The sequence below is a fragment of the Prolixibacter sp. DSM 2831 genome (genome assembly GCF_056493735.1).
In genome coordinates this window covers 2,973,047-2,997,029 of sequence record NZ_CM151379.1, presented here as the reverse complement: position 1 = coordinate 2,997,029, position 23,983 = coordinate 2,973,047, and the positions used below count along the sequence as shown (strand labels likewise).

The 23,983-nt window shown below is 45.7% G+C and carries 21 protein-coding genes and 1 pseudogene; 15 read left to right on the top strand and 7 right to left on the bottom strand.

Annotated elements, in window-relative coordinates; translation table 11 throughout:
• Positions 1-52 precede the first annotated feature (52 nt).
• Positions 53-1,297 carry an aminotransferase class I/II-fold pyridoxal phosphate-dependent enzyme gene (locus AC060N_RS12260; RefSeq protein ID WP_106542506.1) on the bottom strand — a complete coding sequence of 415 codons (1,245 nt, stop codon included), beginning with the start codon at positions 1,295-1,297 and terminating at the stop codon, positions 53-55.
• Between the two features lie 299 nt (positions 1,298-1,596).
• On the opposite strand from AC060N_RS12260, the gene AC060N_RS12255 reads away from it, so the two are divergent.
• From AC060N_RS12255 to AC060N_RS12225, 7 genes are all read left to right on the top strand, one after another.
• On the top strand, positions 1,597-2,427 hold the full coding sequence (locus AC060N_RS12255; RefSeq protein ID WP_463229335.1) for an outer membrane protein assembly factor BamD: 831 nt from the start codon (positions 1,597-1,599) through the stop codon (positions 2,425-2,427).
• Position 2,428: 1 nt separating this feature from the next.
• Positions 2,429-2,755 (top strand): DNA-directed RNA polymerase subunit omega, encoded by a 327-nt coding sequence (locus tag AC060N_RS12250; RefSeq protein ID WP_106542507.1) that lies wholly within the window; start codon positions 2,429-2,431, stop codon positions 2,753-2,755.
• A gap of 53 nt (positions 2,756-2,808) precedes the next feature.
• Complete coding sequence (locus AC060N_RS12245) at positions 2,809-3,369, top strand: flavoprotein (protein ID WP_479524045.1); 561 nt, start codon at positions 2,809-2,811, stop codon at positions 3,367-3,369.
• On the top strand, positions 3,363-4,016 hold the full coding sequence (locus AC060N_RS12240; protein WP_479526993.1) for a phosphopantothenoylcysteine decarboxylase domain-containing protein: 654 nt from the start codon (positions 3,363-3,365) through the stop codon (positions 4,014-4,016). Before AC060N_RS12245 ends, AC060N_RS12240 begins: the two co-directional genes overlap by 7 nt.
• A 48-nt stretch (positions 4,017-4,064) precedes the next feature.
• Positions 4,065-4,970 (top strand): type IX secretion system protein PorD, encoded by a 906-nt coding sequence (porD, locus tag AC060N_RS12235; protein ID WP_479524044.1) that lies wholly within the window; start codon positions 4,065-4,067, stop codon positions 4,968-4,970.
• Between the two features lie 21 nt (positions 4,971-4,991).
• Positions 4,992-6,644, top strand: a complete 1,653-nt coding sequence (gene recN / locus AC060N_RS12230; protein ID WP_479524043.1) for a DNA repair protein RecN — start codon at positions 4,992-4,994, stop codon at positions 6,642-6,644.
• A gap of 148 nt (positions 6,645-6,792) precedes the next feature.
• Complete coding sequence (locus tag AC060N_RS12225; RefSeq protein WP_106542510.1) at positions 6,793-7,644, top strand: enoyl-ACP reductase FabI; 852 nt, start codon at positions 6,793-6,795, stop codon at positions 7,642-7,644.
• 110 nt (positions 7,645-7,754) lie between these two features.
• On the opposite strand, the gene AC060N_RS12220 is transcribed toward AC060N_RS12225, so the two are convergent.
• Positions 7,755-8,456, bottom strand: coding sequence for a phosphoadenylyl-sulfate reductase (locus AC060N_RS12220; protein WP_479524042.1), 702 nt, complete (start codon positions 8,454-8,456; stop codon positions 7,755-7,757).
• Between the two features lie 201 nt (positions 8,457-8,657).
• Between AC060N_RS12220 and cysD the strand changes: the two genes are divergently transcribed.
• The 3 genes and pseudogenes from cysD to AC060N_RS12205 form a co-directional block, all read left to right on the top strand.
• Complete coding sequence (cysD, locus tag AC060N_RS12215; RefSeq protein WP_228492094.1) at positions 8,658-9,584, top strand: sulfate adenylyltransferase subunit CysD; 927 nt, start codon at positions 8,658-8,660, stop codon at positions 9,582-9,584.
• A gap of 75 nt (positions 9,585-9,659) precedes the next feature.
• The gene (locus AC060N_RS12210; RefSeq protein WP_479524041.1) at positions 9,660-10,931 is read left to right on the top strand and encodes a sulfate adenylyltransferase subunit 1; all 1,272 of its coding nucleotides are present in this window, start codon (positions 9,660-9,662) and stop codon (positions 10,929-10,931) included.
• 117 nt (positions 10,932-11,048) lie between these two features.
• Positions 11,049-12,569: pseudogene (locus tag AC060N_RS12205) on the top strand (IS1182 family transposase); the annotation flags it as partial.
• Positions 12,570-12,817: 248 nt separating this feature from the next.
• On the opposite strand, the gene AC060N_RS12200 reads toward AC060N_RS12205, so the two are convergent.
• Positions 12,818-14,347: an OmpP1/FadL family transporter gene (locus AC060N_RS12200; protein ID WP_479524040.1), complete on the bottom strand. Its 1,530-nt coding sequence runs from the start codon at positions 14,345-14,347 to the stop codon at positions 12,818-12,820.
• A 54-nt stretch (positions 14,348-14,401) separates the two neighbouring features.
• Positions 14,402-15,958: a hypothetical protein gene (locus AC060N_RS12195; protein ID WP_146142015.1), complete on the bottom strand. Its 1,557-nt coding sequence runs from the start codon at positions 15,956-15,958 to the stop codon at positions 14,402-14,404.
• Positions 15,959-16,063: 105 nt separating this feature from the next.
• Here AC060N_RS12195 and proS point away from each other — a divergent pair, with 105 nt between their 5' ends.
• The 4 genes from proS (at position 16,064) to tilS (ending at position 21,483) form a co-directional block, all read left to right on the top strand.
• Positions 16,064-17,539: a proline--tRNA ligase gene (gene proS / locus AC060N_RS12190; protein WP_479524039.1), complete on the top strand. Its 1,476-nt coding sequence runs from the start codon at positions 16,064-16,066 to the stop codon at positions 17,537-17,539.
• Between the two features lie 180 nt (positions 17,540-17,719).
• Positions 17,720-18,964, top strand: coding sequence for a peptidase T (gene pepT, locus AC060N_RS12185; protein WP_479524038.1), 1,245 nt, complete (start codon positions 17,720-17,722; stop codon positions 18,962-18,964).
• Positions 18,965-19,059: 95 nt separating this feature from the next.
• A complete protein-coding gene (locus AC060N_RS12180; protein ID WP_479524037.1) occupies positions 19,060-20,055 on the top strand; it encodes a YhdH/YhfP family quinone oxidoreductase in 996 nt (331 codons plus the stop codon).
• Positions 20,056-20,154: 99 nt separating this feature from the next.
• Complete coding sequence (tilS, locus tag AC060N_RS12175) at positions 20,155-21,483, top strand: tRNA lysidine(34) synthetase TilS (protein ID WP_479524036.1); 1,329 nt, start codon at positions 20,155-20,157, stop codon at positions 21,481-21,483.
• A 63-nt stretch (positions 21,484-21,546) separates the two neighbouring features.
• Here the strand turns inward: tilS and AC060N_RS12170 are convergent, their stop codons facing one another.
• The 3 genes from AC060N_RS12170 to AC060N_RS12160 all read right to left on the bottom strand — a co-directional run bounded on the left by AC060N_RS12170 (position 21,547) and on the right by AC060N_RS12160 (position 22,557).
• Entirely contained in the window at positions 21,547-21,741 is a 195-nt protein-coding gene (locus tag AC060N_RS12170) for a 4Fe-4S dicluster domain-containing protein (protein WP_106542519.1), read from the bottom strand.
• A 173-nt stretch (positions 21,742-21,914) separates the two neighbouring features.
• Positions 21,915-22,358 carry a thioredoxin gene (gene trxA / locus AC060N_RS12165; protein WP_479524035.1) on the bottom strand — a complete coding sequence of 148 codons (444 nt, stop codon included), beginning with the start codon at positions 22,356-22,358 and terminating at the stop codon, positions 21,915-21,917.
• Positions 22,336-22,557: a DUF6132 family protein gene (locus tag AC060N_RS12160; protein WP_106542520.1), complete on the bottom strand. Its 222-nt coding sequence runs from the start codon at positions 22,555-22,557 to the stop codon at positions 22,336-22,338. Before AC060N_RS12160 ends, trxA begins: the two co-directional genes overlap by 23 nt.
• 262 nt (positions 22,558-22,819) lie before the next feature.
• On the opposite strand from AC060N_RS12160, the gene AC060N_RS12155 reads away from it, so the two are divergent.
• Positions 22,820-23,980, top strand: a complete 1,161-nt coding sequence (locus AC060N_RS12155; RefSeq protein WP_479524034.1) for an MFS transporter — start codon at positions 22,820-22,822, stop codon at positions 23,978-23,980.
• Positions 23,981-23,983: the final 3 nt, after the last annotated feature.

Genomic DNA, 23,983 nt, shown 5'->3' with positions numbered 1-23,983 from the left:
AAAAAGCCTTCCAAAACGGAAGGCTTTTCTTTTTGAATGCTTTTTATATCGGTTACGATATCTGAGCCATTTTGGTAGTTGAGTATTTTCCGGCTTCCAGTTTTTTCCGTACTTCCGAGAATGCCTTGATGGTGTATTCAACATCTTCGAGTGTATGGCTGGCGGTCGGAATCAAACGCAACAGCAGCTGACCTTTCGGGATAACCGGATACACAACGATGGAGCAGAAAATATTGTAATTTTCACGCAGGTCCATCACTACATTGGTACCTTCGGCAACACTTCCCGACAGGTAAACCGGGGTTACCGGAGAGTTGGTCACACCCAGATCGAAGTTTTCAGCCTTCAATCCATTCTGCAGTGCATTAACAATGGTCCACAACTTTTCGCGAAGCTCCGGCTGTGTGCGCAGTAGTTCGAGACGCTTCAGTGCACCAATTACCATTGGCATCGGCAGCGACTTGGCAAAAGTCTGCGAACGCATATTGTAGCGCAGGTAATCACAAACCTCTTCCGGACAGGCAACAAATGCACCAATTCCGGCCATCGATTTGGCAAAGGTTCCGAAATACAAGTCAATGTCATCCTGAACTCCCTGTTCTTCACCTGTTCCGGCACCGGTTTTACCCATGGTTCCAAAACCGTGAGCATCGTCAACCAGCAGACGGAAGTTGAATTCTTTCTTCAGCGCAACGATATCGTCGATACGGCCCATGTCACCAGACATTCCGAAAACACCTTCGGTAATAACGAGAATACCTCCTCCGGTTTTCTGAGCTAAGCTGGTGGCGTGTTCGAGCTGCTTCCGCAGACTATCCATATCGTTGTGCAGGTAAACGAAGCGTTTTCCCATGTGGAGACGAACTCCGTCAAGAATACAGGCATGCGACTCGGCATCGTAAACAACAACGTCATTTCTTCCGACAATGGCATCGATAATGGAAACCATTCCCTGGTAACCATAGTTCAAAAGAAACGCGTCGGGTTTACCAACGAAATCTGCCAGCTCTTTCTCGAGCTCTTCGTGCTTACTGGTTTGTCCGGACATCATACGGGCACCCATTGGGTACGCCATACCATATTGAGCTGCAGCTTCAGCGTCAGCCTTACGCACTTCCGGATGGTTAGCCAAGCCAATGTAGTTGTTAAGACTCCAGGTAAGTACCTCTTTTCCGCGAAATTTCATTCTCGGACTTATCTCTCCTTCGAGTTTCGGAAAAGAAAAATAGCCATGAGCTTCTTTCTTGTACTGGCCAATATTTCCTTTGTTTGTCTTTATTTTCTCAAAAATATCCACGATTCATGCGGTTTTGATTAAAACAATGCAAAAGTAAACTTTTTTGATTTTATACCAAACACCCCCTACCTGCTGAACATGAAGTAAAAAGAGCGTTAGAGCGGCATTTTTCGTATTCGAATTTCCGGCTGCAAGCATCAACTTTTCAGGACTTTTTGCAACCTTTGTTCCCCGTTTTCAATCTAATTAAAATTAGGTTGTAAAACAGGTGAAAGTTTTAGGGGGAAGGTTGGTAGCTACCACCTTTTAATTCTGAGAATTTGATGTTTTGATTTGTTGAAAAAAATTATCTTTGCAAAATGATTCGCAAACTGAAGTTTATTTTCCTGTTCGCCTTATTGGCAACTGTTGCTGCTTCGTGTAGTGACTATCAGAAAGTTCTTAAAAGTACCGATTACGAATTTAAATACAAAAAGGCCAAAGAGTATTACGATAATAACGACTTCAACCGGGCTACGACCCTTTACCAGGAACTGGTAAATATTTACAGGGGAACAAGCCGGGCGGATCAGGTTTATTACTATTTGGCCAAGAGTTACCTTGGACAGAAAGATTATTTGCTTGCAGGGCATTATTTCAGGCAACTGCTGAAAGAATTTCCCCGAAGCGATTACTCTGAGGAAGCACAGTATTTAATTGGTTATTGTTATTACAAGAATTCACCGAACCCGAGGCTCGATCAGGAGATCACCAAAAAGGGAATCGATGCATTGCAGCTTTACATTAACCTCTATCCGAATGGAGACAATGTAAAAGAAGCCACTAAATTGATTGATGAACTTCGCGAGAAGCTGGTTTACAAATCATATTTGAGTGGTCGTTTGTATTACGATTTGGGTGACTACCGGGCAGCTGTTGTTTCGTTGTCGAATAGTTTGAAGGACTTCCCGGATTCGGAGTATCGCGAAGAGTTGATGTTCCTGTTGCTGAAATCGAAATACCTGCTGGCAGAAAACAGTATTCCGGAGAAAAAAGAGAACCGCTTGAATGCGGCACTTGACGAATATTATACCTTTATAGATGATTACCCAAACAGTGATCATCGGAAGGAAGCCGACAAATTCTTCAACAATACGAAGAAGATGTTGAATATTACGGATGAAGATTTAAAAATCGATAGTAATAAATAATATGGATTACAAGAAGACCAAAGCCCCTACCACAACTGTTCCGCGCGATTTGCAGGAACTGGAAAGAGGTACAGGAAACATCTATGAGTCAATCATGGTCCTGGCCAAGCGTGCTAATCAGATTAACGCTGAGTTGAAAGAGGAGCTGAATCAAAAATTGCAGGAATTTGCTTCGTATACCGATAACCTGGAAGAGGTTTTCGAGAACCGTGAGCAGATTGAAATCTCTCGTTTTTATGAGCGTCTGCCTAAGCCGACCCTCATCGCTTACGAGGAGATGAAAGACGATCAGATTTATTTCCGCAATCCGGCCAGAGACCGGAAATAATATTGGCCGGCACTCAATGAGTGTTTGGTTTTGCGGTAACAACTAACGCATACATGAAACTCCAGGGAAAGAAAATTATACTTGGCGTAACCGGAAGCATAGCAGCCTACAAGGCTGCTTATCTTTTAAGGGGGCTGGTGAAAGAAGGAGCCGAAGTGCAGGTCGTGATGACCCCTTCGGCGAAGGAGTTTATTACTCCGTTGACTCTTTCGGCCCTCAGCAATAAGCCGGTGGTCAGTGAATTTTTTTCCAGTGAAGATGGAACCTGGCACAGTCATGTCGATATGGGAATCTGGGCTGATTTGATGTTGGTGGCTCCGGCGACGGCTTCAACGATGGGAAAAATGGCCCATGGAATAGCCGATACATTGCTGGTAACTACCTATATGTCGGCCAAATGCCCGGTGATGGTTGCTCCAGCGATGGATCTGGACATGTTTCAGCATCCGTCGAATCAACAGAGTATCGAGATTCTCAAGTCGTACGGTAATCTGATTATCGATCCGGGCTCAGGTGAACTGGCCAGCGGTCTGGTCGGTAAAGGCCGGATGGAAGAGCCGGAAGTCATCGTTGAAAAGGTCATCTCCTTCTTCAACGAAAAAAAAAACTGCTGAATAAAACCTTCCTCGTTACAGCAGGTCCTACACACGAAAAAATCGATCCGGTCCGTTTTATCGGAAATTATTCTTCCGGTAAAATGGGGTATGCCATTGCGACTTCATTAGCCGATAGTGGGGCGGAAGTGATTTTAGTTTCCGGCCCAACGGCGTTGAGTATTTTCCATCCCAATATTCGAAAAATTGACGTGACATCAGCTGAAGAGATGTATCACGCAGCTGTGGAGGCATTTCCTTCGTGCGATGGTGCGGTGATGTCGGCTGCGGTAGCCGATTATGCCCCTGTAAAAAAGGAAGAGCAGAAGGTGAAAAGGGGAGAAGGTAATTACACCATTGATCTGAAGCCCAATCCTGATATCGCCGCCAGTTTAGGTAAAATAAAAAAGGAAGGACAGTTGCTGGTTGGGTTTGCATTGGAAACGCACGATGAAGAAACAAATGCTCAACGAAAACTGGAGAAGAAGAATCTTGATTTCATTGTGCTGAATTCACTTCAGGATAAGGGCGCCGGTTTTCAACATGATACGAACCAGATTACCATCATCGAACGCAACGGAAAACAGCATCGCTTTGGACTAAAGCCTAAAACCGAAGTGGCTGCTGATATCGTCAATGTGATGATCGATATGATGGAAAGAAAGTAGACCTTCTGTTCCTTTTTGCTAAATTTAGGCAGACAAACAGAGAACGGTATGCAGAGAACAATCCTCGTTATTTTATTGGTTTTCTTTTCGGTAACCGCATTTGGACAGGAGCTGCGGTGTAATGTAAGTGTGTCCAGTTCGCGGATTGAAGGAACCAATCGACAGATATTTCAGTCGATGCAGAAGGATATTTACGAGTTCATGAATAACCGTAAATGGACGGATAACGTCTTCTCGCAGGACGAACGGATTGAATGCAACGTCTTTATCCAGATAACCCAACAGGTGGCTGCTGACGAGTTCAAGGGAACCATCCAAATACAATCCAGGCGGCCGGTTTTCAATTCATCGTACGAATCAACCGTACTCAATATTAAGGATAACGATTTTCACGTTAGGTATGTCGAATTTCAACCACTTCAATTTGATGAAACTTCCAATACCGATGCGTTGACAAATATTCTGGCCTACTATGCTTACATTATTATAGGCTTCGATTATGATACCTTTTCGCCGCAAGGCGGAACGCCCTATTTTCAAAAAGCGCAGGACATCGTAAATCGGTGTCAGAATGCGCGGGAGAAAGGCTGGAAAGCGTACGAGAGTGATTATAACCGTTACTGGTTGACTGAGAATTTACTGAACCGTTCGTATTCTGCTTTTCACGATTTAATGTACCGGTATTACCGGAAAGGACTAGACGTGATGGCCGATAAGCCAGATGTGGGAAGGGCCGAGATTGCCGATGCGTTAACCGACATACAGCGCATTTACCGGACGAAACCGGATACCTACATCAACCGTATTTTCTTCGACGCCAAGTCGGATGAGTTGGTGAATATTTTTGAGAAAGGAACACCTGACGAGAAGCGCAGGGTGATGACGGTGCTCTCGGAGTGTGACCCGTCGAACTCGGGTAAATACGAAAAGATTCAAAAATCAGATGGGATTTAAACGCCACTAACAAAGGATACTATGTTAAAACGGCTTAAGATTCGTAATTATGCATTGATTCGGGAACTCGACGTGGAATTCCATCCCGGTTTTACCATTATTACCGGGGAGACCGGAGCTGGAAAGTCGATCCTCCTGGGTGCTTTATCCCTGATTTTGGGACAACGGGCCGATACCACAGCGTTGAAAGACAGCGAGAAGAAATGTGTTGTGGAAGGCGTCTTCAACGTAAAGGCTTATGGATTGAAAGAGTTGTTTGAGCAGTACGATCTCGATTATGAAGACCAGGCAATTTTCCGGCGAGAGATAAGTCCTTCAGGGAAATCGAGAGCGTTTGTAAATGATACACCGGTGAACCTGAAAGCCATGCGTGATTTGGGATTGCGCCTGGTAGACATTCATTCGCAGCATCAAAATCTCGAACTCAATAACCAGCATTTTCAACTCACGGTAGTCGATTTGTATGCTGGTCACAATGATTTACTGGTATCCTACCGGGAGAAATTCCGCGTTTACCGGAAAACGGTGCAGGAGCTAAATGCATTGGTGGAAAAAGCCGATCAGTCGAAAGCCGATTTGGATTACTTCCGTTTTCAGTTCGAACAGCTCGAAAGTGCCGCACTGGTTGATGGCGAGCAGGAAGAGATGGAAAAGGAGCTGGAAACACTCAACCATGCGGAAGAGATAAAAGGCAACCTGACACAGCTTTTCGAATTGCTGAATGGTGATGGTCCTTCGGTTGTTCGCGGGAGCAAGGATGGAATAAACTTATTAAGCAAGGTGTCGAAATTCTTCCCGGAAGGAGAGGAGCTAAACCAGCGTTTAGAAAGTGCTTACCTCGAATTAAAAGATATTGCCGATGAGGCCGAACGTGCTGCTGAAAGTATAGAGTATGATCCGGGACGTATCGAGTTCCTGAACGAACGCCTTGATTCAATTTATACGCTGCAACAAAAGCATCGGGTGGAAACAGTGGCCGAGTTGATAGAAATTCGGGAATCTTTGGATGCAAAGCTTTCGGATATCGATTCGTATGATTTGGAAATTGAGAAGCTCGAAAAGCAACGAGATGCGGCTGAAGCTGAAGTGAAAAAGCTGGCTGAGCAATTATCAGAGCAGCGGAAAGAAGTTTTGCCGGCTATCGAAGAGCGTGTGAATAATCTTTTATTGCAGTTGGGGATGCCCAATTCGCGTTTCAGAGTTGACCTTGCTTCAAACGGTACGCCTTCGGCAACCGGAATCGACGAGGTTAGTTTTATGTTCTCGGCCAATAAGAATACAGAACTTTGTGAGATATCGAAAGTGGCCTCGGGTGGTGAAATGTCCCGTTTAATGCTTTCGCTTAAGTCGCTGATTTCAAAATCGAAGGCATTGCCGACCATTATATTTGATGAGATTGATTCCGGAATTTCGGGCGAAATTGCCGGCAAAATGGGCGGTATTTTAAAAGAGATGTCCGGAGGCATGCAGGTCATCAACATAACTCACCTTCCGCAAGTGGCTGCCAAGGGCGATTACCACTTCTGGGTGTACAAACAGGATACAGAACACGAGACGGTTACTCACCTAAAGCTTCTGTCGGAAAAGGAGCGGGTAGAAGAGTTAGCCAAGATGTTGAGCGGAGAGAATATCTCCGATGCGGCCTTACAAAATGCACAGGAACTGCTCCGGTAACGGAGCTTTTTTTTGGCTTTATCGTGAACTTTTTTGACCATTATGGGTTGGAAAGGTGTTATTTAATAATCTGGTGAAAAAGGTTTATCATAACTTTTTTATTTTTGCCGCCTTTGGAAAAGAGATCAAGTTTTAAATATCTAAGATTATGGCTTATAATTTATTGAAAGGTAAGCGGGGTATTATTTTTGGTGCTTTGGACAGCAATTCAATTGCCTGGAAAGTGGCCGAAAGAGCATACGAAGAAGGAGCTACCTTTACATTGACCAACGTACCGGTTGCACTCCGGATGGGAGAAACGCAGAAGTTGGCTGAAAAATGCAACACGGAAGTGATTCCTGCTGATGCAACGAATGTTGAGGATCTGGAAAAACTGATTGTCCGGTCGATGGAAGTTTTGGGTGGAAAGCTTGACTTTATCTTGCATTCCATCGGAATGTCACCCAACATCCGTAAAGGAAAACATTACAGTGACCTGGATTATGGTTTCCTGAACAAGACGTTGGATGTTTCGGCACTCTCTTTTCACAAAGTGATGCAGACAGCAAAGAAACTCGACGCCATCAACGAATGGGGTTCGGTAATCGCGCTATCGTACGTCGCAGCTCAGCGGACGTTCTATGGTTACAACGACATGGCTGATGCCAAATCGTTGCTCGAATCGATTGCCCGTAGCTTCGGTTACATTTACGGACGTGAGAAAAATGTGAGGGTAAACACCATTTCACAATCGCCTACGCCGACAACAGCGGGAAGCGGAGTAAAAGGTTTCGACCGCTTGCTCGATTTCTCCGAGCGGATGTCGCCACTGGGTAACGCGACAGCTGATGAGTGTGCTGATTACTGCCTCGTAATGTTCTCTGATTTGACCAAGAAGGTCACGATGCAAAATCTGTTCAACGACGGAGGTTTCTCATCGATGGGTATGAGCTTGCAGGCAATGGAGCAATACAACAAAGGCTTCCAGTTGAGTGACGATCCCAAGCACAAATACGATTGATAAATAGGTTTATTGAGATTACAAGCATAAAAAAAAGCGTCCGGATTCCGGACGCTTTTTTCTTTTTCCATTAACAAGGGACCCAATCCCTTTCCCAATTCAAATATTTTTTAGCGTTTATGAAGGCCGCACTCTTTCGTGTCGGGGTTTTCCCACCACCAGCGTCCGGCACGCACATCTTCTCCTTCCATAATAGCCCGGGTACAGGGTTGGCAGCCTATACTCGGATAGCCTTTGTCATGCAACGGATTATACGGAACTTTGTTTTCATTGATATAATCCCACACGTCTTGTTCGGTCCAGTCGATAAGCGGATTGAGTTTAATCAGGCCGTTAGCCTCGTCCCATTCCACCAGTTTCATATCGTGGCGGGTAACCGACTGATCGCGACGTAAACCGCAAATCCATACGTCCAGACCTTTGAAAGCCCGCTTTAACGGTTCAATTTTCCGGATATGGCAACATAGTTTTCGGTTCTCAATACTTTCGTAGAAAAGATTGATCCCTTTTTTGCCAACCATCTCTTCCACGCGGGCAGCTTCCGGAAAGTAAACCTTAATCTTAATACCGTATTTAGTGTTTGTGCGGTGAATTAGGTCGTAGGTTTCAGGGAATAGCCTGCCGGTATCTAGTGTAAAAACAGTTGCTTCTTTATCAATGCCCGTAACCATTTGGGTTAACACCTGATCTTCCGCTCCAAGGCTGCTGGATAAAGCTATCTTTCCCTTGAATTCTTTTAGAAACCAGGAAAGTACTTCGCCAACATTTGCCCCCTGAAATTTTTCATTCAGGTCATCTATTCTTTCTTTCATACCCGATGTGTTTGGGATTTCTCAATACGTGAGTGCAAAAATAACGGTATTTTTCAATTCCGAAAGTGTGAATACGGATTGAGTTGATTAATTGTTTGCTTAACAGGACCGTTTTTTAGGCAGATTATATATTTTTGTGGCCTGACCGGGTACTTGTTTTTAAACAGAAAATAATTTTATCATACCCGCGTAAAGGATCAGATTCAGGAAAATCAAACGTCTATGGAAGAATACACTATAAATCATTTACGGGAACTGGAAGCAGAGTCAATCTTCGTTCTTCGTGAGGTGGCTGCACAATTCGAAAATCCCGTTATGCTCTTCTCTGGTGGAAAAGATTCCATCGTTATGTTTCACTTGGCACGAAAAGCCTTTTTCCCGGCAAGGGTACCATTCCCTTTAATGCATATTGATACCGGCCACAACTTCGACGAAACCATCAAATTTCGCGATGAGCTGGCTGAATCGACCGGCACCCGGCTGATCGTGAAGTACGTTCAGGATTCAATCGATTCAGGTCGTGCGGTGGAAGAGAAAGGCCCGAATGCCAGCCGCAATATGCTGCAGACGGTAACACTGCTCGATGCCATTGAGGAAGAGAAATTCGATTGTGCGATGGGAGGCGGACGCCGTGACGAAGAAAAGGCACGTGCAAAGGAACGCTTCTTCTCTCACCGTGATGATTTTGGACAGTGGGATCCGAAGAACCAACGTCCGGAGCTTTGGAACCTTTTCAATGGGAAAAAGAACGTGGGCGAGCACTTCCGTGTATTCCCCATCAGTAACTGGACCGAAATGGATGTATGGCAATACATTCTTCTCGAAAATATTGAAATGCCGAGCCTGTATTATACCCACGAACGCGAAGTTTTCCAGCGCGACGGTGTTTGGTTGGCAAAAGCGCCTTTCATGGAATTGAAACCGGGTGAAAAAGTGGAAAAACGAAAAGTACGTTGTCGCACCATTGGCGACATCACCTGTACCGGATTGACTCTTTCTGCCGCCGATTCGCTGGAAGATATTATCCAGGAAGTGGCCATCAGCCGGGTAACCGAAAGGGGAGGCCGGGCCGATGATAAACGCTCGGAAGCGGCGATGGAAGACCGTAAGAAGGAAGGATATTTTTAACAGAACCTGCTTAACTCAAAATAGATAACCCGGCAGAAGCGGATGCCGTTTCTGCATTTTAATTAAAACTGAAATATGTCTGGAAAAGAAAGCGGATATCTCGATATGGAGCTTTTACGTTTCACCACTGCAGGAAGCGTGGATGACGGAAAAAGTACTCTTATCGGACGACTACTATATGACAGTAAAGCCATTTTTGAGGATCAAATGGAGGCCATTGAACGGGCCAGTGTTGGTAAGGGAGGCGAAGAGGTCAACCTTGCATTGCTGACCGATGGTTTACGGGCCGAGCGTGAGCAGGGAATCACCATCGATGTGGCTTACCGTTATTTTGCCACTCCGAAGCGGAAATTCATCATTGCCGATACTCCCGGACACGTACAATATACCCGAAACATGGTAACCGGTGCGTCGACAGCCAATGCAGCAGTTATTTTGGTGGACGCCCGCAACGGCGTTATCGAGCAGACCCGTCGCCATGCGTACATTGCAGCTTTGTTGCAGATTCCGCACGTCATTGTCTGCGTGAACAAAATGGACCTGGTCGATTTCAACCAGGAGCGTTTCGAAGAAATTAAAGCTGATTTCAGCAAAGTCGCTGATCGGCTCGGAAATAAAGACGTTCATTATCTGCCCATCAGCGCCAAGTTAGGCGATAATGTGGTGGAGACATCGAAGAATACAGACTGGTACGATGGACCTACCTTCATTGGGTTGTTGGAAAATATCCCGATTGAGCATGACAAAGATTTGCTCGATCCCCGTTTCCCGGTACAGTATGTTATTCGCCCGCAGGCTGATAAGTACCATGATTACCGTGGCTATGCAGGGCGTGTTGCCGGCGGTGTTTTTAAAGTAGGCCAGAAAGTAGCCGTTTTCCCTTCCGGGATGAAATCGAAAGTAGCTGCCATTGACTTTGGTGGAGAAGAACAACAAGAAGCTTTCCCGCCACAAAGCGTGACCATCCGCTTGGAAGATGATATTGATATCAGCCGTGGTTCGATGATTTCAGATGCTGAAAATCAACCACAGCAAGGCCAGGAAATTGAATTGATGGTAAGCTGGTTAAGCGAAACGCCCATGGCTCTTCGGAAGAAATACACACTGCTGCACACGTCTAATGAAGCGCGTTGCATGGTAACCGAAGTGGTCCACAAGGTGAACATTAATACGCTGGAAGAAGTGACCGATGATAAAAATGTGGGGTTGAACGATATCGCGAAAATTCGTATCAAAACTACCAAGCCACTTTTCTTCGACTCCTATAAACGTAATCGTACAACCGGAAGTCTTATCCTGATTGATGAGGCTACCAACAACACAGTTGGTGCAGGTATGATTATCTGATATTTCCAGGAAGAATAAAATACATTATCATACAAAACAAAAGAGGCTGTCCAAAAAGTAAAATTGGACAGCCTTTGTTTTTGTTGTCCCTTTAAGGTTTGTATCTTAAAGGTGCTAATGACAACACGATCAAACGTACGATTTAAAAGTGTTACTTCCCAACAGTCCGTACTGTTTCCGGGTAACCTAAGCGATAAAATAGCGGCTAATCACCCGGTTCGTCTGGTTAATCAGGTTGTTGACCAGTTAAACATAGACGATATTTTATCGACGTATAAAGGCGGCGGAACAAGTTCGTATCATCCTCGGGTAATGATTAAGATACTATTTTACAGTTATCTGAACAATATCTATTCCTGCCGGAAAATAGAACGGCAACTTCAGGAAAATATCCATTACATGTGGCTTTCGGGTGAAGCAACGCCTAATTTTAGGACCATTAATAACTTCCGCAGTCAGAAATTAAAAAATAAAATCCATCAGTTGTTTGCCTCCATGGTTCGGTTAATGAACGAAATGGGGTACGTTAGCCTTGATGTACAATACATCGACGGGACCAAAATCGAAGCAACCTCGAATCGCTACACTTTTGTTTGGCGTGGCTCAGTTGAAAAATACAAGGAGAAGCTTGAAGCCAAAATCGAGAAAGTACTAAAAGAGATTGAGGAAAGCATTGAAGTGGACTCTGCTGCTCCTGATGAAGATTCTCTGCCACAGACGATTGATTCCGAACTGTTGCAACAGAAGATTCGCCAGATAAATGAGCAACTCTCAAAACTAAACAGGAAACAGCAAAAACAGTTGAAACAATTGGAATCGGATGCCTTACCGAAGCTGAAAAAATACAAACAGCAACTGGAAACCCTGGGCCAAAGAAACAGCTACTCAAAAACGGATACCGATGCCACCTTCATGCGCATGAAAGAGGATCATATGAAAAACGGGCAGTTAAAGCCTGCTTACAATACTCAAATCAGCACGGAGAACCAGTTTATTACCCATTTTTCACTTCATCAGCGCGCCGGCGATACCAGCACTCTGATACCACACCTTGACCATTTTGAATCACTTTACAACAGGCGATCGTCCACGGTGGTTGCCGACTCAGGCTATGGCAGCGAAGAGAATTACCAACATCTGGAAGATCAGGGCATAAAAGCCTTTGTCAAGTACAACTACTTTCATAAAGAACAAAAAAGAAGTCAAAGGAATAATGCTTTTTTGCCAGCAAACCTGTATTACAATCAGCAAAAGGATTTTTATGTCTGCCCCATGGGACAACGCATCAGTAAGGTGGGGAGTAACAGTCGCAAAACACAGTTGGGATATGAATACCAGGTGAGTATCTACCAGGCACAAAATTGCACGGGATGCCCGCTTCGGGGGCTGTGCTATAAAGCCAGGGGGAACCGAAAGCTCGAAATCAACCACAATCTAACCCGATTACGCCGGTTGGCAAGAGAAAGGTTAACCAGCGAAGAAGGCCTTTACCACCGCAGTATGCGCCCCATCGAACCGGAAGCGGTGTTTGGGCAGCTGAAATCAAACAACAAATTTAACCGGTTTACCCTCAAAGGATTATCCAAGGTAGAAGTAGAGTTTGGGTTAATGGCCATTGGACACAACTTGAGGAAGTTAGTGGCCCTAACTATGTCCAAACATCCGAAAAATTCCGTTCCTTATACAATTATTTTCGTTTTTGAAGCAATATCCTGCACAAAAGCAGACATACAACAATGCCTACCAAAAATCAGCAAAATGTTCGGAACAATCAGGTTAGCTGCTTAAAAAATGAGGCCGCCCTTTTTGGACAGCCTCTTTTTATTTAAATAGTAATTCCTAAAAAGGAGGGGTGAAACCTCCTTTTGCTTTATAGTATTTTGTTGTTAGAACCGGAATGCCATGGTAAACATTACATCGTGTACCATCGAGTGATATTTAATCGGTTCTACCTGAACACCCGTTAACTGGTACGGATAATTGTAACGGGTCAAATCGGTCAAGCCGTAAGCAATATCGAGACTGGTGTTGCCAAAACGGAAACCAAGTCCGCCGTTATACGTTACGTGCTGGTAATTGGAATTCGGTTGAGAAACACCCCTCACTGTCGATTTATACGGACTTCCATAGTATTCGTAACCTCCGCGCAAACTAATGGCGGGTGTCACCCGGTATTCACCACCTACCCGGATATTACCGATAGATTGGTAGTAATTACTGATATCCTGATTTTCTGAATAGAAATCGTATCCATCGCTGCCGTGGCGCAGTTTAATGTTGTTATAATTCACATACTCATAGTCGACCGAAAGCAAGCCTTTCTTCCCAAATTGGTAGGCAACGCTACCGATAGCGCGGAAGGGGGTCTCCAAATCGTATTTGTAATCACCATGCGGTGTTTCTTCGCGGTGGCTGCCTGCTCCGGCACCCACACTCGCGTCAAGGTTGGAAGACATCCACGAGTGATAATTCTCCTTCAGATTGAAGAATGTTGGGGTGTGTACCGCAGCTCCCAATCGTAGTTGCGGAATCGGCCGGAAAATCATACCTACTTTAACGTTGAATCCAAGACCGGTTGTTCTCAGGTAATTGTAGTAATCGAAGTTACCGAAGCCATTGGAACCGCCGTCTTCACCGTAGGTTGATGTTTCGAGGTAATACAAATCGTTGATTCCGACTGTTGCTCCAATGTAGAATTTATCACTGAAGTTGGCTCCCAGTGCCAGTACATACTCATTAATATAACCTTCGCGCTGAATAGCGTAATGCTGATTAACGGTTTCGCCCTGGTACAGAATCGAATTGTACAGATCGTCTCCGTTACCCGGATTGGCCACATCAATTAGGTAGTTTTCCCAGGCCATTTTACTTTCCCACGGAATTCCGTTGTAATAAGGATCGTAACTGTCGGTCGTCACTAGGTCGTTGTAGTTGATACCATTCGTATTTTGGGCGAAAGCATCCATCCGCGAATAAGGCGAATTCATAGCCTCTGACAGCGAATTCTGATGGAAGTTACGCAGCCGGTTAAATCCAAGTCCGAAGTTAACCGATACGAGCCCGCTTTCGGTGTCGCCGGGACGATAAGTCCCCACGTAACCTGCGTTCGCAATGCTGAAATTATATTTTGAATCATCAGCCATATACCCTTGGTTGGTTGCTTCCGTTTTATCGAACCGGAAGACATCGGGAGTGAATGTCATTTCCGAGCTGCGGTAAACGGCTATCCCGGCCGGGTTAATGCTGAGAGATGAAAAATCACCTCCCAGCGCGCCAAACGCGCTACCCATTGCTTTCGCCCGGGCTGTGACTCCGTAGCTCTGTTGAGACAGCATAAGCGCCTGGTCAACATATTGAGCTGAAGCATATAGTGTCAGTGCCAATAGCGCACTGATGGTCATGATTATCTTTTTCATTGTCAAAAGGAATTAAAGTTCTTCATCATTCTTTCTGTCGGGACTCGCCACAACTTACCTTCTTCTACCGGAATAGCTTCCACCGCTACTTCCACCAGAACTACGGCTTCCTCCGCTTGACGAAGGTGAGCTGTATGATCTTCCGCTGCTCGAACTGCCCGAAGAACGGTAACTGCTACCGGATGAGCGGTAAGTTCGGCTTGAACTACCGGAACGATAGTTGTTGGATGAACTGCTCGAACCACGGCGATATGAGCTGCTGGAACGAACGGCTGAACTACGTGTTCCGGAGGTACTGCTCGGCTTGCTGTAACGACTGTAGCTCGATTTTGTTGACGAACTGCTCGGCCGTGTATACTGACGAGTGGTAGACCTGTTATACGTAGCCCGCGTATTCATTCTCGGTTTCGAATAACTTGGCGTATATCTCCTGGTAGTCGTTGTTGTTTGAACGGCAGAACGACTCCGGGTTGTTGTTTGAGTCTGAACTCTTGGCCGGCTCATGACCGTTCCTGAGTTTGAGCGAACTGATGAAGAAGTTCCCCGACGGAGACTGGTCTGTACCTGACTATTCCTTCCCGGTGTACCGGAATATGTTCCGGATTGACGGGTTGAAGTAGCGGTACGGGTAGTAGTCGTAGTGCCACGGTTAATGGTACCCGACTTATCAGGTGACGTGCCCGGACGGGTTCCCTGCAAACGGGTTCCGGTAGCACCGGCGCCACCAATTGTTCTTCTTCCGGATGAGGTAGATGAAGAAGCATCTTTTACAGCACCCGAAGAAGATGATCTGGAAGAACCAACCGGAATGGAGCGGCCTAAGGCCTGTCCACTATTGATGCTACTTCCTCCGTAATTAATGGCATTGGAACCTCCACGGCGGCCGGTATAATTGCGTCTTCCGTGATAACGGTCTACATGATAGTCGCCGCCGTAATATCCGCCCCAACCGTAGTATGGGTAACCGCCCCAGCCACCATAGTAAGAGTGATATGGGTATCCCCATCCTCCATAATACCAGGGGCTGTAATAGCCACCCCAGCTGTAGTAGGAGTATGGATACCCCCAACCACCATAATACCATGGATTGTACCACGGGTTACTCCATCCGAAGCCCCAGCTGATGCTCCACGAAGGTCCGTAGTAATACGGGTCCCACATGTATGAATCCCAGTATGGGTCGTAAAAATAGGGATCATGGAAGCGACGGATCCGTGAGCTGTAGCTCATGTTGTCACTGGGTTCGTAATAATTATTGATGACGTATTTTAACGAATCCTCATCGTAATAATAAGTAGTGTCGGAATAATCGGGCTGGTCGTTGTAGTAGTACGCATCAGTATTTCCATACGAACGTGAACTACCATCCTTCAGCACATAATTGTCAACGGTTTTGCCGCTGGCCGATTCCTTGATGTTGGAAACCACTTGTTGCCGCTGAGGCGTGGTTTCTTTTTGTTGCGAAACACTGGTCTGTGCCACAACGGGGGGCGGGTTATCGCCAGGCGAGTAATAAATGTCGTCGACATACCCGCTCGATACCATCGAACCGGTGGAGCATCCACCCAGGAAAAGCGCAATGGCAGTAAGCAGTTTTAGCCTTGATTTCATGATTATGTCCTCCCAAAAGTATTTAATATTCTTAGAGAATTTCTTTACTTTGTAAGCTTGAAAATTCACTGCAAATAAAGCAAATTCCATACCAAAAGATAGAAGATGGCTAAGGAACTAACATCAAAAGAAGAAAATTATTCACAATGGTACAATGATCTGGTTGTGAAGGCTGATTTGGCTGAGAACTCAGCAGTGCGTGGGTGTATGGTAATCAAGCCATACGGGTACGCTATTTGGGAAAAAATGCAGGCCCAGTTGGATCGTATGTTCAAGGAAACCGGGCACGAAAATGCTTATTTTCCGCTGTTCATCCCCAAATCTTTCTTCTCAAAAGAGGCCGATCACGTAGAAGGATTTGCCAAAGAGTGTGCCGTAGTTACTCATTATCGCCTAAAAAATGATCCGGATGGGAATGGTGTGGTGGTCGATCCCGATGCAAAACTGGAAGAAGAGTTAATTGTACGACCGACTTCGGAAACCATCATTTGGAATACCTATAAAAACTGGATTCAATCATACCGCGATCTTCCATTGTTAATAAACCAATGGGCAAACGTAGTGCGGTGGGAGATGCGTACCCGTATGTTTCTCCGTACCGCTGAATTCCTTTGGCAGGAAGGCCATACGGCCCATGCCACGAAGCAGGAGGCAATGGAGGAAACGGAACGCATGATCAATGTTTATGCTGATTTTGCCGAGAATTACATGGCTGTGCCGGTCATCAAGGGTTCAAAGTCGGCGAATGAACGTTTTGCCGGAGCGTTGGAAACCTACACCATTGAGGCGTTGATGCAGGACGGTAAGGCGCTGCAATCCGGAACTTCACACTTTCTGGGACAGAATTTTGCGAAAGCTTTTGATGTTCAGTTTACCAGTAAAGAAGGAAAACTCGACTATGTGTGGGCGACCTCATGGGGCGTTTCTACCCGTTTGATGGGAGCACTGATCATGGCTCACTCCGACAATAATGGTTTGGTATTGCCTCCGAAACTGGCACCTTTCCAGGTCGTGATTGTACCTATTTACAGGAAAACAGAACAGTTGGCTGAAGTATCGGAGAAGGTGGATGAAATTATTACCAAACTTCAGGCACGCGGCATTAGCGTTAAGTATGATAATCGTGATACGCAGCGCCCGGGATGGAAATTTGCCGAGTATGAATTGAAAGGTGTTCCGGTTCGTCTGGCCATTGGCCCTCGTGATCTGGAGAACGGAACCGTCGAGGTAGCTCGTCGCGATACGCTGGAGAAATCAGTTCAGTCGCTCGAGGACATCGACCAGTACGTGGACGACCTGTTGGTAGAAATTCAGAATAACATCTACCGGAAAGCCTGGAAATTCCGTGAGGAAAGTACGGTGAAAGTAGACACGTACGAGGAGTTCAAAGAAGTACTGAATACCAAAGGCGGTTTTATTCTGGCGCACTGGGATGGTACTTCGGAGACGGAGACCCGGATTAAAGAGGAGACCAAAGCAACAATTCGCTGTATCCCGTTCGAGGGTGAGGAGGAAGAAGGCGTTTGTATGGTAACCGGTAAACCTTCGAAGAGAAGAGTCTTGTTTGCACTGGCTTATTAAGTTAGTCGCACAATCATATTTAAAAGAGGGAGTTACTTCGGTAATTCCCTTTTTTATGTGCGTTTTTTCCATTCGGTTGAGAAATAATGAGATTCGTCACTTTCACTACTTTACAGTGATTTTCTGCACTTCTCTCTCGGCAAAAATCGCTATATTCGGACTCTTAAATCTGCAAATTTGATGATAAAAATGGAGAACCAGGTTGTCGACCGTTTTATCGGTTATGTAAAGATAAATACTCAGTCCGACTCCAAGACCGGATTGACGCCCAGTACACCCGGGCAAATTACGTTTGCACAGAAATTGGCCGAAGAATTGAAGGGTATCGGTCTGGAAGATGTGGAGCTGGATGACAATGGCTACGTGATGGCGACACTTCCGTCGAATATCGATAAGGAAGTACCAACAGTAGGTTTCATCGCGCACATGGATACCAGCCCTGATTTCTCAGGGAAGAATGTGAACCCGCAATTTGTCGAGAATTACGACGGAGGAGACATTGTCCTGAATGACGACGAAAAGATTATTATGTCGCCCGATAAATTCCCCGGCCTGAAGAAGTATCAAGGTCAGCGGTTGATTGTAACCGACGGCAAAACGTTGCTCGGAGCCGATGACAAAGCCGGTTTGGCCGAGATTGTGACGACTATGGAATACCTGACCAGTCATCCCGAAATTAAGCACGGAAAAGTGCGCGTTGGTTTTACGCCGGACGAGGAAATTGGCCAGGGAGCTGACTATTTCAATGTGGAAAAATTCGGAGCCGATTTTGCCTATACCATGGACGGAGGAGAGTTGGGTGAGTTGCAATATGAGAACTTCAACGCGGCTTTTGCCAAAGTGGTAGTTCACGGAATCAGTGTGCATCCCGGTTCGGCCAAGCACAAGATGAAGAACTCGATGCGTATTGCCAGCCAGTTTATCAGTATGCTGCCACGCCACGAAACGCCGGAACATACCGAAGGTTATGAAGGGTTCTATCATTTGTTGTCGATTAACGGAAGCGTAGAACGAACTGAACTCGAGTATATCATTCGTGATTTCAAGAAAGATCGTTTCGAAGATCGCAAAACCGAGATGGAACACATCGTTCGTAAGGTGAACGCAGAATTTGGTGAAGGAACCGTTGAGCTGGAACTGAAAGACCAGTATTACAACATGCGGGAGAAAGTCGAGCCGGTTTTGCATATTGTCGATATGGCTGAAGAGGCGATGAAAGAAGTAGGAGTGGAACCGAAGATTGAGCCGATTCGCGGTGGAACAGACGGTGCCCGCCTTTCATTTATGGGACTGCCTTGTCCAAACATCTTTGGCGGCGGACATAACTTCCACGGCAAGTTCGAATTCATTCCGACCCAATCGATGGAGAAAGCGTGCCATGTCATTCTGAAAATCATCGAGAAGGTTTCGGCAACGGAAAAATAAAACAGGCTTTTGCCCTAAAAAATACAAGCAGTCTCTGAACGGGGCTGCTTTCTTTTTTGTTAGCCTGATAGAAAGAACAAGAAAAGAAAATTGATATGACAGGTAGAACATTCAGAGCTTACCGGGTATCGGAAGAGAATGGTGAGTTTGTGCGAAAACTGGAAAATCGCTCCGTCAGTGAGTTGCCGGAAGGGGAAGTACTGGTTCGGGTAAAGTACGCCGGGCTCAACTACAAAGATGCGCTTTCGGCTTCAGGAAACCGGGGTGTAACAAAAAAATATCCGCATACACCCGGAATCGACGCAGCCGGAGTCGTGGAAGAAAGTTCGTCGCCATTGTTCAAAACCAACGATGAAGTGACCGTCACTTCCTACGATTTGGGAATGAATACGGATGGCGCTTTCGCGGAATACATTCGCGTACCGGCCAACTGGATTGTGCCTCTACCCGAAGGATTGTCACTTGCCGAAAGCATGATGCTGGGTACTTCGGGGTTGACGGCTGCCCTTTCGGTGAAAAGGTTATTGGACGCCGGCCAGAAACCATCGCAGGGGCCGGTTGTCGTGACCGGTGCTGCCGGCGGAGTGGGAAGTCTGGCAGTAAAAATTCTGTTGAAGGAAGGTTTTGAAGTCATCGCTGCGACTTCCAATCTCGACGACAGCCGGGAAGTGATAGAAAAACTCGGAGCGCATCAGCACATTGATAAATCGGAAACAGATGACCAGTCCGGGCGGCCGCTCCTTCGTCCGAAATGGGCCGGTGCGGTTGATGTGGTCGGTGGAAATACGCTGGCTACATTACTGAAAGCCTGTAAATATGGTGGGAACGTAACGACTTGCGGAAATATAGGTTCGGGTGAGTTGCCCACAACGGTTTATCCTTTCATCCTGAATAACATCTCGTTGTTGGGAGTAGATTCACAGAAAACACCGCTGGAGGAACGGAAAGCCGTTTGGGAAAAACTGGCCAAAGAATGGAAACCGGAAGGTCTCGATAACCTGGTTACAACCATTTCACTCGATGAACTGGATACGTATATTGAGCGTCTGTTGAGCAAGAAGAACCGGGGACAGGTACTTCTTAAGTTGTAAACGTATTTTTTGGGATAACCGCAACCGGAGAGTGATTGAAATCGTCTCCGGTTTTCTTTTGGTTAACTGGATTATCGTATTTTTGAATAAAACGAAGTGATGATAAACGAACTGGTCAGCTATATTCAACGTCACAACCTGTTTACGTCGGGCGATACTATTCTGGTGGCCGTAAGTGGTGGAATGGACTCAGTGGTGCTACTCGATCTGTTGGAACGGGCCGGATATGCCTTGGGTATTGCGCATTGCAATTTTCATCTGCGTGGCGAGGAATCAGATGGTGACGAAGCATTGGTGGCCAGGTTGGCGGAAAAGTATGGCCGACGGTATTATCATCAATCGTTCAGTACGGAGGAATACGCCGAAGAGCATGGTTACTCCATCGAGATGGCTGCCCGTGAGTTACGGTACGACTGGTTTGAAAAAATCCGCGCTGAAAATCATTACGACGCCATTGCTGTGGCACATCACCGCGACGACTTGCTGGAAACCTTTTTCCTCAATCTTTCCCGGGGAACCGGATTGAAAGGAATGACGGGCATCAAGCCGAAGAACGGGAGAGTGGTCCGCCCGTTGCTGTTTGCTTCCAGAAAGGAAATTGCCGACTGGTGCCTGGAGCACGAGCTGGAATACCGCGATGATTCATCTAACGCCAGCCTCGATTTTCAACGAAACAAAATCCGGCATCAGTTGCTGCCATTGATGGAAGAACTGAATCCTTCATTCCGCGAAAGCTTGCAGAAGACCATTCACTACCTGAAAGATGTTTCAACGATTTACTTCCAGGAAATTCAGCAATGCTGGGAACGGGTGGCTGTGCGCAAAGGAAGGGAATATCATCTCTCCATTAGCGAATTGAAATTGCTGCAGCCATTGAATACTTACCTGTTTGAATTTTTGAAGCCCTTTCATTTCAATAGCGAAGTGGTTGCTCAGATTGAAGAAACATTGGACGGTGAATCCGGAAGACAGTTTTTCTCGCCAACACACCGGTTGGTCCGCGACCGGGAATATCTCATCATCACCCGACTTCCTGATAAGGAGAAAGCGGTTTATTACATCGATGAAGAACTCAAAGATTTAGCTAAGCCGATGTCCATCCAAATACGAAAGGTGGAACGGGACCAGCATTTTAGGATTCCCCGTTCGGCAAAAGTTGCCTGTATTGATTTGGACAAAATTCAGTTTCCTTTGAAAATACGGAAATGGGAACCGGGCGACTATTTCCGACCGTTGGGAATGACCGGTTTTAAAAAGCTGAGCGATTTCTTTATCGATGAGAAAATGAGCCTTCCCGAGAAGGAAAATACCTGGCTGGTGACCAATGGGGAACAGGTGGTTTGGGTGATTGGAAAACGCATTGACGACCGGTACAAGATTACCGATGAAACGACCCGCGTATTGGAACTTGTGATAGGTAGGAAATGAAATAAAAAAATCCCCCCACCTTAACGGCAGAGGGACACAATGAACTTATGAGCTGGGATAAAATCAATTGCCAGGCTGAAAGGCCCCAAACGCGCAGAAATACATACACTTTCCACAACTTACACACTTATCATCATCAATCTCGGGTGCATGAAATGGTGACTTCTGCGAAATCGCTCCCGTCGGGCATACTCTGATGACCGGACACGGATGATTTTTGGGACAATAATGTTCGTTTACTAAAATGCTGCTTTTCATCTGATTATTATAATAGTTCCACGATTTACTCGCTATGGGTAAATTGTCTTGTCTTAATTCGATAAAGCTTTACTGGAATTACCAACGGACTGTCTGAAAAAAGCGGGAAGGAGGGCCGGCAGCCGGGTGGCCACCGAACCTTTTCCCTAACCAAACCTAAATCATAACCAATATCAGCTATTCTGTTGAATAATAGATTTCAGTTGGTCGGCTTGCATTACGCCGACGCCCTGCCATTTGATTTGTCCGTTGCGAAACAGGAGCATGGTAGGTATATTTCGTACGCCATATTGCATGGCTGCTTCTCTGTTGTTGTCCACATTCACTTTTACCACTCTTACCGAACCTTGCATCTCTTTGGAGAGCTGTTCGAGAATCGGTGACATCATTTTGCATGGTGCACACCAATCGGCGTAAAAATCAACGAGTACGGGAGTATCCCCGTTTATTATTTCAGTGAACTTGCTCATATCCTTTACAACCACCAAATTCTTCTCATTACCTTTGTCTGCCATTTTTGACTGGTTGCCATTTCCTGCCAGGTTGCACGAAACCAACAAGGAAAGGAAGATGACCATCAGTACGGATATCTGGCTAGTTCGTTGCATTTTCTTCATTCTGTCCCTTTTTCACTCTGAAGGAATCACCGAGTAACCAGCCAAGCAAAACACCGTAACCGCTGCTCGTATACCAGTTTGAAGTAATCGGGCAAGTGCCGGAAGCACATCCGATTTGGGACCAGTAAAGGTACCCGGCAATTCCTCCAAGAATGATAAAGAGAATTCTTAATCGATAGCTTTTAAAAAAACCTATCATGTATGTAACCTTGAATGACGCTACAAAGAAAGGTTTGCAGAAGGCTTCCTTCAGTAACTTTAGTCACACAGAGCGAAAATTTTAAAAGGTCAATAAACATTGATGGTGTAGTGCGTTGACAATTAGTAAATAAGGAATATTTGACAATGCTGAAAAGAACGTTTTTAAGTAAATATTAAGCAACATTCATTTTGTGTTCACATCTAATAAAACCCGCTACTGGTTCATTTTATTACTTTTGTCGTCTTAATCTAACTGAGAGATGATGAATTCTTACCGGACTTTTCGCGACAATCCGATGTACCGCTATCTGCTGTTGCTGGTGGTTTCTTCTGCTATTGGATTTCAGGGATGGAGAACCTTGTTCAATAATTACGCGGTGGACGTAGTGGGTGTTAACGGATTTCAAATCGGGGTGATACAATCCGTTCGTGAAATACCGGGCTTTCTGACCTTCTTCGTTGTTTACCTGTTGCTGGTAATTAAAGAGCACCGGTTTGCTGCGCTTTCCATCATCATGCTTGGCGGAGGAGTTTTGCTGGCCGGTTTCTTCCCGTCGTTTGGCGGATTGATTTTTACTACGGTGGTCATGTCGGTGGGCTTTCATTTCTTCGAGACTACCAATCAATCACTCAGCCTTCAGTATTTCGATCATACACGCGTGCCGAGGGTACTGGCCAGCTTTAAAAGCTATGGTGCACTGACCAACATCACGGTAGGCGGTATTATTTGGTTGCTGAGTAGTTTTCTTCCGTTGCAAAATATGTTCTGGTTGTTTGGTGGTATTCTCATCCTGACCGGGTTGTACGCGCTGACACGTGATCCGGTCGATAAAACCAAACCTCCGCAGCAGCGAAAACTGATTCTGAAAAAGAAGTATTGGCTTTTTTACACGCTGAATTTTCTGGCTGGTGCACGCCGGCAGATTTTTGTGGTGTTTGCGATTTTCCTTCTGGTGGAGAAGTACGGATTCTCGGTTCGACACATTACCATCCTGTTTGTTCTGAACAACATCATGACGTTCTTCCTGAGTCCGCAGGTGGCCAAAGCCATCCACCGGTTTGGAGAACGGACGATGCTGACCATTGAATACGCCAGTCTGTTTTTGGTTTTTCTCGGGTATGGACTGATTGAAGACAAAAACGTGGCCACGGCGATGTATCTGGTCGACAATCTCTTTTTCAGCTTCTCGATTGCCATTAACACCTATTTCCAGAAGAAGGCTGACCACGAAGACATAGCTCCCTCCATGGCTGTGGGATTTACCATTAATCACATCATGGCAGTGGTTATTCCGGTGTTTGGCGGTTTGCTCTGGATGTACAACTGGCGGATTCCGTTTATCGGCGGAGCCGGGATTGCATTAGCTTCATTGGTATTTGCACAGTTTGTAAGAACACCGACTGTGATGAAAAAGCAATAAGAA

Excerpts from the sequence above, each read along its gene's own strand:
- pepT (WP_479524038.1), top strand. The coding sequence starts at position 17,720 with ATGATAAAAATGGAGAACCAGGTTGTCGACCGTTTTATCGGTTATGTA.
- AC060N_RS12180 (WP_479524037.1), top strand. The coding sequence starts at position 19,060 with ATGACAGGTAGAACATTCAGAGCTTACCGGGTATCGGAAGAGAATGGT.
- porD (WP_479524044.1), top strand. The coding sequence starts at position 4,065 with ATGCAGAGAACAATCCTCGTTATTTTATTGGTTTTCTTTTCGGTAACC.
- AC060N_RS12245 (WP_479524045.1), top strand. The coding sequence starts at position 2,809 with ATGAAACTCCAGGGAAAGAAAATTATACTTGGCGTAACCGGAAGCATA.
- AC060N_RS12225 (WP_106542510.1), top strand. The coding sequence starts at position 6,793 with ATGGCTTATAATTTATTGAAAGGTAAGCGGGGTATTATTTTTGGTGCT.
- proS (WP_479524039.1), top strand. The coding sequence starts at position 16,064 with ATGGCTAAGGAACTAACATCAAAAGAAGAAAATTATTCACAATGGTAC.
- AC060N_RS12210 (WP_479524041.1), top strand. The coding sequence starts at position 9,660 with ATGTCTGGAAAAGAAAGCGGATATCTCGATATGGAGCTTTTACGTTTC.
- AC060N_RS12250 (WP_106542507.1), top strand. The coding sequence starts at position 2,429 with ATGGATTACAAGAAGACCAAAGCCCCTACCACAACTGTTCCGCGCGAT.
- AC060N_RS12170 (WP_106542519.1), bottom strand. The coding sequence starts at position 21,741 with ATGAAAAGCAGCATTTTAGTAAACGAACATTATTGTCCCAAAAATCAT.
- trxA (WP_479524035.1), bottom strand. The coding sequence starts at position 22,358 with ATGAAGAAAATGCAACGAACTAGCCAGATATCCGTACTGATGGTCATC.
- recN (WP_479524043.1), top strand. The coding sequence starts at position 4,992 with ATGTTAAAACGGCTTAAGATTCGTAATTATGCATTGATTCGGGAACTC.
- tilS (WP_479524036.1), top strand. The coding sequence starts at position 20,155 with ATGATAAACGAACTGGTCAGCTATATTCAACGTCACAACCTGTTTACG.
- AC060N_RS12160 (WP_106542520.1), bottom strand. The coding sequence starts at position 22,557 with ATGATAGGTTTTTTTAAAAGCTATCGATTAAGAATTCTCTTTATCATT.
- AC060N_RS12155 (WP_479524034.1), top strand. The coding sequence starts at position 22,820 with ATGATGAATTCTTACCGGACTTTTCGCGACAATCCGATGTACCGCTAT.
- AC060N_RS12220 (WP_479524042.1), bottom strand. The coding sequence starts at position 8,456 with ATGAAAGAAAGAATAGATGACCTGAATGAAAAATTTCAGGGGGCAAAT.
- AC060N_RS12255 (WP_463229335.1), top strand. The coding sequence starts at position 1,597 with ATGATTCGCAAACTGAAGTTTATTTTCCTGTTCGCCTTATTGGCAACT.
- AC060N_RS12200 (WP_479524040.1), bottom strand. The coding sequence starts at position 14,347 with ATGAAAAAGATAATCATGACCATCAGTGCGCTATTGGCACTGACACTA.
- AC060N_RS12195 (WP_146142015.1), bottom strand. The coding sequence starts at position 15,958 with ATGAAATCAAGGCTAAAACTGCTTACTGCCATTGCGCTTTTCCTGGGT.